The sequence below is a fragment of the Flavobacterium rhamnosiphilum genome, from assembly GCF_004349195.1.
In the GTDB taxonomy this organism is placed as follows: Bacteria; Bacteroidota; Bacteroidia; order Flavobacteriales; family Flavobacteriaceae; genus Flavobacterium; species Flavobacterium rhamnosiphilum.
The window spans coordinates 688,789-702,304 of sequence record NZ_SMLG01000001.1 but is presented as its reverse complement, the minus strand read 5'-3'; the positions used below and the strand labels follow the sequence as shown (position 1 = coordinate 702,304).

The window sequence follows — 13,516 nt, the reverse complement described above, 5'->3', positions numbered from 1 at the left end:
TATTGAAACAAAAATACAAAGTAAAACTTAGGAGATTTTGCTTATTTTTGATTATTTTGCATGAAATATTCCCGATTGATTTATGACAGAAATTACAGAATATATCACCAATGACTTTAAAGCGATTGACAGCCAAGATTCTATTGCGGCTATTCAAGACTTTTTTAGTGAGTTACACTTTTCGCATTTCCCAATTGTCGAAGAGGGCGTTTATATTGGCAGTATTGCATCCGAAGATATCGAGACTTTTGACAGTGATAAAAAAGCGTCTGATTATCGATTTACCCTTGAAGGATTTTTTACCAGAACCAATACGATGTGGCTGGATGTTTTGGAAGTTTTCGCAAAAAACCACACCAATTTAGTTCCCGTTTTGGACGAAAACAATACATACATGGGGTATTATGAAATAGAGGACATCATGAAATTTTTTCATGAAACACCATTTTTAAAAGAACCAGGCGGAATTATTGTTGTCAAAAAAGGAATTTTGGATTATTCTATGAGTCAAATTACTCAAATTATAGAAAGCAATAACGGAAAACTTTTAGGGCTGTTCATCTCTGAAGCGGATGTGGAGAGCGTTGAAGTAACTTTAAAAATAACTTTGGGCGCGATGAATGAAATAATTCAAACTTTTAGAAGGTACAATTATGAAATCATATCGGAACATCAAGAAGATAATTACATCAATAACTTAAAGGAGCGTTCTGACTATTTAGACAAATACCTTAATATATAGTTTTCGTTTAACCGATTATTTGTTTAATCGATTAAATGCCAAAATAAACATATCAACATTAAACGATTAAACAAAAAGATGAAAGTAGCTATCTACGGTCAATATTATCAAAACAGTACAGAACCCATCATAAACGACATCTTTGTTTTTTTTAACAAAAACAATGTAGAGATGATTATCGAGTCTCATTTTTTGTTGATGCTTAACGAGCGGAAGATTGTAGAAAAAAAATATAAAACGTTCACATCGCATACGGAACTGGATGCTAGTTTTGATATGCTGATAAGCATAGGTGGAGACGGAACTATACTAAGAGCCGCAACATTAGTCAGAGATTCCGGCATACCAATTCTAGGTATAAATGCAGGCAGGTTAGGTTTCTTAGCTTCTGTACAAAAAGAAAATATTGCATCGTTTATGCAATTTGTTATCGATAAAAAATATACGATTTCTAAAAGAGCATTATTGAGTTTAACGTGCTCGCCTCCGAATGAATCCATTGAAGAAATCAATTTTGCCATGAATGAAATTACGGTCAGTCGAAAAGACACCACTTCGATGATTACGATTGACACCTACTTGAATGATGAGTTTTTGAATTCCTATTGGGCTGACGGTTTAATCATTTCAACACCAACAGGATCCACAGGATATTCCCTTAGCTGTGGTGGCCCCATTTTGACCCCTGATGTAAAAAGCTTAGTCATTACTCCTATTGCTCCTCATAACCTTACTGCCAGACCACTTGTAGTCCCTGATGAAACTGAAATCCGATTAAAAATTTCGGGAAGAGAGGAATACTATTTAGTTTCATTAGACTCCAGAGTTACCTCAATAAAAAACGAATCGATTCTGACCTTAAAGAAAACCCCTTTTCAAATTAACATGGTCGAAATTCCCGAAGAAACATTTTTGAAAACACTTCGCAGCAAATTACTTTGGGGAGAAGACAAGAGGAATTAAATCATTTTAATCAAACGCTATACGATTTTATCAATTTTTCCCGTTTTAGTGAAACAAATATTCATTTAGTGTGCGTTTAGCAGTTAATTATTAAAAAAACACACATTTAACGCAATGGGTATTGAATCGAATCGATAATTATTATATTTGCACGCAATTTTTGATTAAATGAACAAAAAATTTTATTTATTTTTTTGCTTTTTCCCTTTAATGGCTCTCCATGCTCAGATACATGAGGTTGGTGTGTTTTTAGGCGGAAGTAATTTTATAGGAGATGTTGGCCCTACTACCTATGTTTCGCCAAATGAACCTGCTTTTGGATTGCTATACAAATGGAATAAAAGTGCCAGACATGCTTATCGATTTTCCTATACACAATCAAAAATCGTTTCAAATGATTTAGATTCAAAAGAAGCCGGTAGAAACCAAAGAGGCTATCGTTTTGAAAACGGCATAAAAGAAGTATCTTTAGGCCTTGAATTCAACTTTTTTGATTTTGATCTTCATGATTCAAGTGCTAAAATCACTCCTTATGTGCATTCAGGCATAAGTTATTTTAGGCACGATGAATTGTATATATTGAACGGCGAAACTAAAAAAGATAAAAACACAGGTTCATTTGCAGTGCCAATGACTTTAGGAATAAAATCGAATATTACTCCTAGTTTAATATTGGCTGCGGAAGTTGGCGCAAGATATACTTTGACGGATAATATAGACGGAAGCAATCCAAAAAATGAAAATTTGGAAACACTCCGATTTGGAAATATAAATAATAATGATTGGTATGTTTTTTCAGGAGTTACTTTAACGTATACCTTTGGAAATAAACCCTGTTATTGTGCAGAATAAAAAAATGAATTTACTAGAGACGATCAACAAGAATAACTTGCCAAAACATTTGGCCATCATAATGGATGGTAATGGCCGTTGGGCAAAACAACAAGGACTTTTAAGAGCATTAGGTCATGAAAGCGGAACAAAATCCGTTAAAGTAATCATTGAAGCCAGTGCCAAGCTCGGCATCGAATTCCTTACTTTATATGCTTTCTCCACTGAAAATTGGAACAGACCAAAACTAGAAGTTGAAACTTTAATGAAAGTGCTCATCAACTCCTTGAAAAAAGAACTTGTAACACTTCAAAAAAACAACATCAAACTGAATGCTATTGGTAATTTAGAAAAATTACCAAAATCAGCACAAAAAGAACTTCTTGATGTAATTGACAAAACTAAGGACAACACACAAATGACATTGACCTTGGCGTTAAGCTATGGATCCAGAGAAGAAATTGTCAGTGCAGTCAGAAACATCTGTAATAAAGTTAAAAATAATATAATTTCAATAGACACTATTGACGATTCCATTATTAATGAGCATCTTTACACGCAAAATTTACCTGACGTAGATTTATTAATACGAACAAGTGGAGAACATAGGATAAGTAACTTTTTGTTGTGGCAGATTGCCTATTCAGAATTATATTTTACTGACATATTGTGGCCAGACTTTAAAGAACAAGATTTATATGAGGCTATCATTAGTTATCAAAAAAGAGAACGTAGATTTGGAAAAACAAGTGAACAAATTAAATAATTTTTTAGTGTTAAATAAAAGCATAAAAATAGTCCTTACCGTTTTGATTTTTGGAAGTTTTACACAAGTTAAAGCTCAAGAAAGAGTTCCTTTTGATCAGGGGAAAAAATATATTTTAGCTGATGTGGCAGTAGTTGGAGACATCAGTTTCAACAGCCAGACCGTTGTTACTTTTTCAGGCTTACAAAAAGGGCAAGAAATTACAGTTCCCGGGGAGGAAATCAGTGCTGCTATAAAAAAACTGGGGAAACTGGGTCTCTTTGATGAAATTTCATTTTATGTAAATAAAATAGAGAATGACAGTATTTATCTTGATCTAAATATTGTAGAGCTACCTAAATTGAATGAGGTAAAATTTGTAGGTGTCAAGAAAACCAAAACAGAAGCTTTAATAAAAGACAACAGTCTAAATAAAGGAAAAGTAGTCAATGAAAACCTGATTACCACTACAAAAAACTACATTGAGAACAAATACAAAAAAGATGGTTACTATAATACTAAAGTAAACATAAACACTGTTAAAGATACTTCAACTGTAAACCAAGTAAATATGCTTGTTAGTATTGACAAGGGTGAAAAAGTAAAAATTCAAAAGATTGATTTTGTAGGAAACACAAAAATGTCAGACAAAGCTTTGCGAAAAGCGATGAAGGAAACGAAACAAAAAAATCCTATTCGCATTCTAAAAGCATCAAAGTTTATAAAAGATAAATACAAAACTGATTTAGAAAAAGTAGTTTCAGCTTATAAGGAAAAGGGATACAGAGATGCCAGAATACTTTCGGATTCTGTAACTTTTGATAAAGAAAAGAATGCATTATCAATTAAAATAAATGTAGAAGAAGGTAATAAATATTACTTTGGAGACATTAAATTTTTAGGAAATACGGTGTATCCTGATCAATATCTTAGTAGAATATTAGGTGTTAAAAAAGGGGAAACTTACAATGGTGTTCTGCTACAAAAAAGAATTGCAGATGCATCAAAACCTGACGGCGAAGACATTGACAATTTATATAAAAACAATGGTTATTTATTTTCTAATATAAATGCCGTTGAGGTAAGAACAGCAAATGACACCATTGATTTTGAAATACGAATCACTGAAGGACCAATCGCTTATTTCAACAAAATTACTGTTGTTGGAAATGACAAAACAAATGACCGTGTAATTTATCGTGAATTAAGAACAAAACCAGGAGAAAAATACAGCAAAGAAGAATTAGTTAGAACCGTTCGTGAAATTGGGCAACTAGGATTTTTTGATCCGGAAGCGATTGATCCAAAGTTCAAGAATGTAGATTCAGGAGCGGGAACTGTTGATATTGAATACAATCTTGTAGAAAAAGGTTCGAGTCAAATTGAACTTCAAGGAGGTTATGGCGGAGGCGGTTTCATTGGTACTCTTGGACTATCGTTCAACAACTTTTCAGCAAGAAACATGTTAAACAAAGATGCTTATAAGCCACTGCCTATGGGAGATGGTCAAAAAGTTTCCTTACGTTTACAAGCCAGTACTTTCTTTCAAACGTATAGCGTTTCATTTTCAGAACCTTGGTTTGGCGGAAAAAAACCAGTACAATTTAGTACTTCGTTATCGTATAGTAAACAATTTTTAAATAATTTTGTTACACAAAAAGCGGATAAAACTAGAAGTTTCAATATCATGACATTGTCTGTTGGTTTAGCAAAAAGACTGACTGTTCCAGATGATTTCTTTGTATTGTCACAATCTTTAAGTTACCAACATTATGATTTAAATAATTACAATACCGGATTATTCACATTTGGAAATGGAACATCAAGAAATTTAGCCTACACCATAGGATTAACAAGAAGCAATAAAGGTCTAAATCCAATTTTTCCAACATACGGATCGGAGTTTAGTATTTCAGCTAAATTAACTCCTCCTTATTCATTGCTAAACGGAACAGATTATGCAACATTAGGCGATAAAGAAGAGTACAAATTAAAAAACACTGTTGACCGTTCGAATGTTCCAGATGACAATGGGAACACTGTTGAAATAGGAGATTATATTGACAGTAAAGGAAACTGGGTAGCAACCTATCAAGAGGCTGCCGCTGACGTATCTAAAGTCGATCAAAAGAAATTTAATTGGTTAGAATATTATAAAATAAAGTTTAAAGCCGATTGGTATACAAAAATTTATGGTAAATTAGTACTTAGAACTTTGACTGAATTTGGGTTCCTTGGAGCATACAATCAAGACAGAGGTGTTGTTCCTTTTGAACGATTCTATCTAGGTGGTGACGGATTGGCGAATTATTCAATGGATGGTAGAGAAACAGTACAGTTGAGAGGATATCCTAACAACTCCTTAACGCCTGTAAATGAGACAGGAGATCAAATTGGAGCTACTGTTTTTAATAAATTCTCAATGGAATTGCGTTATCCGATAACGTTAAAATCATCGGCTTCGATTTATGCATTGGCATTTATGGAAGCGGGATCATCGTTTAAGGATTTCAAAAGTTATAATCCTTTTGCGTTAAATCGTTCTGCAGGAGTTGGATTACGTGTATTTATGCCTGCATTTGGTTTATTGGGAATTGATTTTGGTCACGGTTTTGATACATTGCCAGGACAAGCAAAAGCTAATGGATGGGAAACCCATTTTATCATTGGACAGCAGTTCTAAAAAAAATTGATTTTAAATTTTCTAATACAGTACCGTTATGAGAAAACAATTTTTATATCTATTTTTAGCGCTAGTCGTTGTGCAAACAATAAACGCGCAAACCAGAGGGACTAAACTAGGCTACATTGATATGGAATACATTTTACAAAATGTACCCGATTATACGGAAGCAAAGGCTCAATTAGAGCAAAAGGTCGAAAAATGGAAATTGGAGATTGATACTAAGAAAATTGAAATCAATAAATTAAAGGAAGCTTTAAAAGCAGAAAGAGCTTTATTGACAAAAGAGCTCATTGACGAAAGAGAAACAGAAATTAATTTTCTTGAAAACGAAAATTTAGAGTATCAACAAAAAAGATTTGGTGCCAATGGAGATTTGATGATACAAAAATCCGTTTTGGTAAAACCAATACAAGATCAAGTTTTTACTGCAGTTCAAGATATTGCAGAACAGTTAAAATATGATTTCATCTTTGACAAAACTTCTGACTTGACCATGTTGTTCGCAGCAAAAAGATTTGACATCAGCGATCAAATTTTACGCGTATTGAACCGTACAGAAAAAAGAGAGCAGTTGACTAAAAAACAACTAAAAGAAGAGGAAGCAAAAGAAAATAAAGAAGATGCATTGGATGAAAATCCAGCATTAGCGGATAGACAAAAACTCTTGGATGATAAAAAAGCAACAAGAGATAAAATACTTGCTGACAGAAAATTGCTTCAGGAGCAAAAGAAAAAAGAATTTGATGACAAAAGAAAACAAATTCAAGCCGACAGAGAAGCTAAAAAAAATGGCACGGTTTCTGCAAATGTCAAAATAGACGGCACTGACACAGCAGTTAGCAATGACCCGAACAAGGACAACGCTAAACAAACAGTTGAAGAGGCCAAACAAAAACAAGCGGCTGCAAAAGCGAAAACATTAGAAGATCGTAAGAAAGTTTTAGAGGATCGCAAGAAAGCATTAGACGAAAAAAGAAAAAAAATACTGGAAGACAGAGAAGCAATTAGAAAAGCCAAAGAAGAAAAATTAAAAGAAAATACAAACAAAAATTAATTATTAAATATTTTAAAAACGATGAAACAAATTAAAACTCTATTTATTGCTGCCATTTTTATTTTAGGAGCAAACCAAACAATTAATGCACAAGCAAAAACTGCTCATGTTGATGTAAGTGAGATTATGACAAAAATGCCAGCAATGCTAGACGCTCAAAAACAATTGGATAAATTGAGTACTACGTATGATGCTGATTACAAAAAAATGGTTGAAGAATACCAAGGAAAATTGAAAAAATACGAAGCTGAAGCTGCTACAGTTACTGAAGCAATAAATGGTGAGCGTTCTAAAGAAGTTCAAGATATGCAAAAAAGAATTGTTGACTTTAGAGACAATGCTCAAAAAGAATTGCAACAAAAAGAATCTGATATCGTAAAACCATTAATGGAAAAAGTAAGAGCTTCAATTCAAAAAGTAGGAAAAGCTAAAGGATTCCAATATGTTCTTGATGGTTCTAGTCTTTTACTTGCTGATGGTCCAAACTTGACTATGGATGTAAAAAAAGATTTAGGTTTCTAAAAAAATCAATACTCGTACAAAACTGCTCACCCTTATCTTAGGCTTGAGCAGTTTTTTTTTGTTTAAAATAAATTTTAGGAAATTCAAATTCCAGCACGTAACTTTGTTTTTATGAATAGCAATAATCAACCTATAGGAATTTTTGACTCAGGGATTGGCGGAACTTCCATTTGGAAAGCAATCCATCAATTACTACCCAATGAAAGAACCATATATCTGGCAGATAGTAAAAATGCCCCTTATGGACAAAAATCAAAAGAAGAGATTATTGCATTAAGCATGAAAAATACTGATTTTCTCCTGGAGATGAAATGCAAATTAATTGTGGTAGCTTGTAATACGGCAACTACCAATGCAATCCAAGAGTTAAGAGCTAAATACGACATTCCGTTTATAGGTATTGAGCCTGCAATAAAACCCGCAGTTACGCATTCTAAAACACAAATAATAGGAATCCTAGCTACACAAGGCACGCTGAACAGTGCGCTTTTCAACAAGACTACAGAAAAGTACCAAGACACAAAAATAATCGAGCAAGTGGGCCACGGATTGGTCCAGCTAATTGAAAATGGAGACATCAATTCACCAGAGATGACTAAATTGCTTCATTCCTACCTCACTCCTATGATTGAAGCCAACATCGATTATCTAGTATTAGGGTGTAGCCACTATCCCTATCTGATTCCACAAATCAAAAAAATACTTCCGGAACACATTCAGATTATCGATTCCGGTGAAGCTGTAGCTAAACAGACACAAAATATATTACGAGAAAAAGTAGGTTTTTCATCGGCAGAAAATAGCGAACCCGTATTTTATACAAATACAAATCCAAAAGTTCTGACTGAAATTTTAGGAAATAAATATACGGTTGAGAAGAAGAATTTCTAAAAAAGCAACCTATTATTCCTCTTTAAACCAACTCGAGTACATTACGTAATTATTCGAAATGCGTTCGATTTCACCCGCAAAATCAGACTGATCAATGTCTTTCACTTTCTTCGCAGGAACTCCTGCCCAGATTGAACCTGATTCTACAACTGTATTTTGGGTAATAACCGCTCCAGCCGCCACAATAGAATTGCTTTCGATCACACAATTATCCATTACAATCGCTCCCATTCCTATCAATACATTGTCATGAACGATACAACCATGTACAATGGCATTATGACCAATAGAAACGTTATTTCCTATAATAGTTGGGTGCTTTTTATACGTACAATGAATAACTGCTCCATCTTGTATATTTACTTTATTACCAATTTTGATAAAATTTACATCCCCTCTAATTACCGCGTTAAACCAAACACTGCAATTTGTGCCAAAGGTCACATCACCTACAATAGTTGCATTTTCGGCTACATAACAATCCTCCGGAATAGAAGGTGACTTACCGTTAACAGATTTAATTAGCATGAGTAAAAAGTAAATAATTAATTAATTGCTGGACAATAACAATCGTATTTCACTGGTTTACAGAACAAGTCGATTCCCAAAGTAATTTGGTGGTAGCCCCCATTATCGAACTTAACAGCTCCCGACAATTGAGAATACGTATAGGCAAACATAAATCTGTCATAATTAACTCCTACAATTGGAGTAATATATTGCAGTTTTTGTTTCGAAACAGAATTTCCATCAATATACTCGGCACCATCAAAACTTCTTCTATAGGACAATCCGCCCCAAAGTTTTCCAAAATCCAGACTTTTATAGACTTTTAAATTGATGTCAATCGCTTTTTCTTTCGTTTGATCCACCATTTGAAACAAAAGAGAAGGTTCCCATAATAATTTTTCTCTATTACCAAAGATATAACCGGCACTCAATAAGTACTTTCTTAGATTGTCACTTTCATATTCTGTATAAATATCTCTTCTGGTTTCTATGGCATTTTTCACCGTAGCATGAGCATAAAAATCCAAGTAGTTATAAGATGCTCCAATATCTACATTAAAATAAGAATCTTTTTGTACGACAGTTCCATCAATAATTGGATCCCAATCACCTGATTGCATAAATTCCGTTTCGTCTAATTGGCTTTGAATTAATCCTGCGCTAATACCAAAAGACAATTGGTTCAAATCGACCTCATCTCTTGAAAACATAAGATGATAGGCATAACTAAATTTGACTCCTTTTTGGGAATGATAGCCATTTTTATCATTAAAAAGTATAATTCCGGCACCCGCTTTTTCACCTACCCTACCATTAAGACTTAATGTTTGAAGCTCTGGAGCATCTTCCTGGTCAAACCATTGTTTACGACCGGTCAACCTGATCTTGGCACAATTTGAAGCACCTGCCATTGAAGGATGAATTAGATAATAGTTATCTGAAAGATAATCCGAATAAACAGGAATTCCTTCCTGTGAAAAAGAACAATAGGATATAAAAAAAAGGGACGATAAAAATCTAATTTTATTATACATTTAATTACTTTTTAATAGGAATGAATAATTTTAAATCAATAAAAGTTTTATGGGAACTAAGACAAATAACTTATCTAAAAATTAAACTAAAGTTAATTTATTCATTAAAAAATCAAATATAGTTATTCGTAGAAAATAACTTTACTAAATTTGTAAAAATTTAAAAGTCATGAACAAAGTTACCATAAAAGAAACACAAAACCCAACCATATTAAAGTTTGAATTTCAAGATTTTATAACACAAAATGAAAGTTTTGAATTCAAAAACATTGACGAAGCTAAAACGTCTCCACTAGCGCAACAATTGTTTTATCTTCCCTTTGTAAAAACAATTTACATCTCTGGAAATTTTATTGCAATCGAAAAATATAGTATTGTAGAATGGGACGATGTCAAAGATGCCGTAGCGGAACAAATGGAAACATTTGTAAACAATGGCGGGACAATCATTACTATAGATGAAAACAAAACCAAAAAACAGCCTGTGACCGTTTATGGAGAGACCACTCCAAATCCAGCAGCATTGAAATTTGTAGTGAGCAAAATGTTGACCAAGAACTCCATCGAATTCAAAAATATCGATCAAACAGGCGCATCTCCATTAGCAAAAGAACTTTTTAAATTTCCTTATGTAAAAGAGATTTTCATTGATGAAAACTACATCTCAGTGACTAAATATGAAATCAATGAATGGCAGGAAATAACATTGGAATTAAGAAGTTTCATTAAGCAATATATCGAAAACGGAGGAACAGTTCTAGATGAAAACTTCATTCAAGCCGTTACAGCAGAAGAGGACACTAAAGCAAAAGAGTTTGACAATCTGGATGTCACTTCACAACAAATCATCAACATATTAGAGGAATACGTAAAACCTGCCGTACAAGCTGACGGTGGAAATATCGCATTCGATTCCTATAACGAAACTGACAAAACCGTAAAGGTGATATTACAAGGCGCCTGCAGTGGCTGCCCATCATCAACATTTACTTTAAAAAGCGGTATCGAAAACATGCTGAAAAGCATGCTAAATGACGAAGGAATTAAAGTGGAAGCCATAAACGCATAAGCAAAACTTAAAACACACACCTAGCTGACAATGTTATAGTTATATAAAAATAATTACCGTTTTAAATTGAAGTTTTAAATAAAATAGGTACATTTAATCTTTAACTTAACAAATAAAAATTATGTCAGTATTAAAAGTAATTGAAGTGCTTTCCAGTTCAGATATAAGTTGGGAAGATGCCACTCGAAAAGGAGTTGCAAAGGCGGCTAAAACCATAAACCACATACGTTCTGTATACGTTAAAGACCACAGTGCGGCTGTAAGTGGAGGTGAAGTCACAGAATACAGAGTAAACCTAAAATTAACTTTCGAACTCGAATAGTGAAATTAAAAAAACAAAATTTAAGCGTTTCATTTGAAACGCTTTTTTTATTTTTAAAAGCTATTTCCCGAGATTTCGGGACTATCGGGCTAAAAAACAAAAAATATGAACCTACTTTCACAAGAAACCAGTCCTTATTTATTACAACACGCCAACAATCCTGTTCACTGGAAAGCTTGGAATCCAAAATCATTGACAGAAGCCAAAGAAAACAACAAACTAATCATCGTAAGCATCGGATATTCTGCTTGTCATTGGTGTCATGTGATGGAACACGAAAGTTTTGAAAATGTAGCCGTCGCTCAAGTCATGAATGCGCATTTTATCAATATCAAAGTCGATCGAGAAGAACGTCCGGATGTTGATGCCGTTTATATGAAAGCCGTTCAAATCATGACCGGTCGTGGCGGATGGCCTTTAAACGTAGTCACACTACCAGATGGCAGACCGGTTTGGGGCGGAACTTATTTTAGAAAAGACGAGTGGACACAAACCCTTGATGAATTACAAAAAATGTATCAATCAGCGCCGGAAAGGATGATTGATTATGCCGAAAAATTGCATCATGGAATTAAAGCTATCGGAATTGTACAAAACGAAGAATCAGAAACAGAAATAGATCAAAATTTGATTGCCTCTTTAATCGAAAAATGGAAAAAAAGTTTCGATTGGGAATTTGGCGGAATGGCAAGAGCGCCCAAGTTTATGATGCCCAATAATTATCATTTCCTAATGCGTTATGGCTATCAAAAGAATGATGCCGGTTTACTGGATTTTGTAAATCTTACTTTAACTAAAATGGCGTATGGAGGGCTTTTTGATACCGTTGACGGTGGATTTTCACGCTACTCAGTAGATATGAAATGGCATGTTCCCCATTTTGAAAAAATGCTTTATGACAATGGACAATTGGTTTCTTTATACAGCGATGCGTATAAACTGACTAAAAACCAATTGTACAAAGAGGTTATAGAAAAAACACTTCGCTTTGTAGAAAAAGAATTAATGAATCCTGAAGGCGGATTTTATGCTGCGTTGGATGCTGACAGTTTAAACTCAAATAATCATCTGGAAGAAGGTGCTTTTTATGTTTGGAAAATCCCAGAATTAAAGGCGATCATCAAGGAAGATTTTGATTTATTCAGTCAGGTATTCAATTGCAATAGTTTTGGATTATGGGAAGACGAAAATTATGTTCTGATTCAAAATCAAACTTTAGAAAGTATTGCAAAACAGAATAACATTCCTGTTGCTACACTTGAAAACAAAAAGGAAAACTGGGAAAAACTACTGTATAACGAAAGAGAAAAGCGTTCTAAACCAAGACTCGATGATAAATGTCTGACTTCCTGGAATGCAATAATGTTAAAAGGATATGTTGATGCTTACAAAGCATTGGAAGACAAAAAATATTTAGAGACAGCCTTGCAAAATGCTCGTTTCATAACTACGAATCTTTGGTCAAGCGAGGGAAATTTATTTCACAATTACAAAAACGGAAAAAGTACCATCAACGGTTATCTGGAAGATTATTGTTTTGTAATTGCAGCCTTTATCGCCTTGTACGAAGTAACTTTTGACGAGAAATGGCTCCATGACGCCAAACAACTGACCGATTATAGTTTGGAACATTTTTATGATGAAAAAAAATCGTTTTTTGCTTTTACATCAAATCTGGATGAAGCTTTAATAACCACACATTATGAAACTGAAGATAATGTAATTCCTGCATCCAATTCAGTGATGGCAAAAAACTTGTATCAATTGAGCATTTATTTCAATAATTCTTATTACGAAAAAGTCAGCCATAACATGTTACTTGCTATACTTCCTGGTGTCGATTACCCGTCTGCATTTTCAAACTGGATGGATTTGGGGTTGGATTTTTCGGAACAGAACAAAGAATTAGCCATTTGTGGAGAATTGGCTTTAGAGTATTGCGCAAAAATAAACAGCATGTATATTCCCAATATTGTTTTGGCTGGAACCCAAAAAACATCAAGTCTTCCTTTTTTATCAGCACGCTATATAAATAAGGAAACGCTGTTTTATCTGTGCCAAAACAGGACCTGCTTGATACCAAATACTGATTTTCAGCAAATTATTAATGTTTTAATAAAGCAATCGTAGAAAAAATTGTTTAATAT

General features: G+C 33.7%; 13 protein-coding genes. 11 read left to right on the top strand and 2 right to left on the bottom strand.

From position 1 onward, the window contains the following. Positions 1–82 precede the first annotated feature (82 nt). The 8 genes from E0I26_RS03060 to murI all read left to right on the top strand — a co-directional run bounded on the left by E0I26_RS03060 (position 83) and on the right by murI (position 8,434). On the top strand, positions 83–742 hold the full coding sequence (locus E0I26_RS03060; RefSeq protein WP_131915014.1) for a CBS domain-containing protein: 660 nt from the start codon (positions 83–85) through the stop codon (positions 740–742). A 78-nt stretch (positions 743–820) separates the two neighbouring features. Beyond that, a complete protein-coding gene (locus E0I26_RS03055) occupies positions 821–1,705 on the top strand; it encodes an NAD kinase (RefSeq protein WP_131915013.1) in 885 nt (294 codons plus the stop codon). A gap of 168 nt (positions 1,706–1,873) precedes the next feature. Next, positions 1,874–2,557: a type IX secretion system protein PorG gene (gene porG / locus E0I26_RS03050; RefSeq protein WP_131915012.1), complete on the top strand. Its 684-nt coding sequence runs from the start codon at positions 1,874–1,876 to the stop codon at positions 2,555–2,557. Between the two features lie 4 nt (positions 2,558–2,561). Next, positions 2,562–3,302 carry an isoprenyl transferase gene (locus tag E0I26_RS03045; protein ID WP_131915011.1) on the top strand — a complete coding sequence of 247 codons (741 nt, stop codon included), beginning with the start codon at positions 2,562–2,564 and terminating at the stop codon, positions 3,300–3,302. Next, a complete protein-coding gene (gene bamA / locus E0I26_RS03040; protein WP_131915010.1) occupies positions 3,235–5,964 on the top strand; it encodes an outer membrane protein assembly factor BamA in 2,730 nt (909 codons plus the stop codon). Before E0I26_RS03045 ends, bamA begins: the two co-directional genes overlap by 68 nt. Before the next feature lie 37 nt (positions 5,965–6,001). Further along, positions 6,002–7,021 (top strand): OmpH family outer membrane protein, encoded by a 1,020-nt coding sequence (locus tag E0I26_RS03035; protein WP_131915009.1) that lies wholly within the window; start codon positions 6,002–6,004, stop codon positions 7,019–7,021. Between the two features lie 21 nt (positions 7,022–7,042). Continuing rightward, on the top strand, positions 7,043–7,543 hold the full coding sequence (locus E0I26_RS03030; protein WP_131915008.1) for an OmpH family outer membrane protein: 501 nt from the start codon (positions 7,043–7,045) through the stop codon (positions 7,541–7,543). A 111-nt stretch (positions 7,544–7,654) separates the two neighbouring features. Continuing rightward, positions 7,655–8,434, top strand: a complete 780-nt coding sequence (murI, locus tag E0I26_RS03025) for a glutamate racemase (RefSeq protein ID WP_131915007.1) — start codon at positions 7,655–7,657, stop codon at positions 8,432–8,434. Positions 8,435–8,446: 12 nt separating this feature from the next. On the opposite strand, the gene E0I26_RS03020 is transcribed toward murI, so the two are convergent. Continuing rightward, entirely contained in the window at positions 8,447–8,962 is a 516-nt protein-coding gene (locus tag E0I26_RS03020; RefSeq protein WP_131915006.1) for a gamma carbonic anhydrase family protein, read from the bottom strand. 17 nt (positions 8,963–8,979) lie between these two features. After that, positions 8,980–9,978, bottom strand: coding sequence for a PorP/SprF family type IX secretion system membrane protein (locus E0I26_RS03015; RefSeq protein WP_131915005.1), 999 nt, complete (start codon positions 9,976–9,978; stop codon positions 8,980–8,982). A gap of 169 nt (positions 9,979–10,147) precedes the next feature. Between E0I26_RS03015 and E0I26_RS03010 the strand changes: the two genes are divergently transcribed. From E0I26_RS03010 to E0I26_RS03000, 3 genes are all read left to right on the top strand, one after another. Continuing rightward, the gene (locus E0I26_RS03010) at positions 10,148–11,047 is read left to right on the top strand and encodes a NifU family protein (RefSeq protein ID WP_131915004.1); all 900 of its coding nucleotides are present in this window, start codon (positions 10,148–10,150) and stop codon (positions 11,045–11,047) included. Between the two features lie 121 nt (positions 11,048–11,168). Further along, positions 11,169–11,369, top strand: a complete 201-nt coding sequence (locus E0I26_RS03005) for a dodecin family protein (protein WP_131915003.1) — start codon at positions 11,169–11,171, stop codon at positions 11,367–11,369. A 105-nt stretch (positions 11,370–11,474) separates the two neighbouring features. Continuing rightward, positions 11,475–13,499 (top strand): thioredoxin domain-containing protein, encoded by a 2,025-nt coding sequence (locus E0I26_RS03000; RefSeq protein ID WP_131915002.1) that lies wholly within the window; start codon positions 11,475–11,477, stop codon positions 13,497–13,499. Positions 13,500–13,516 lie beyond the last annotated feature (17 nt).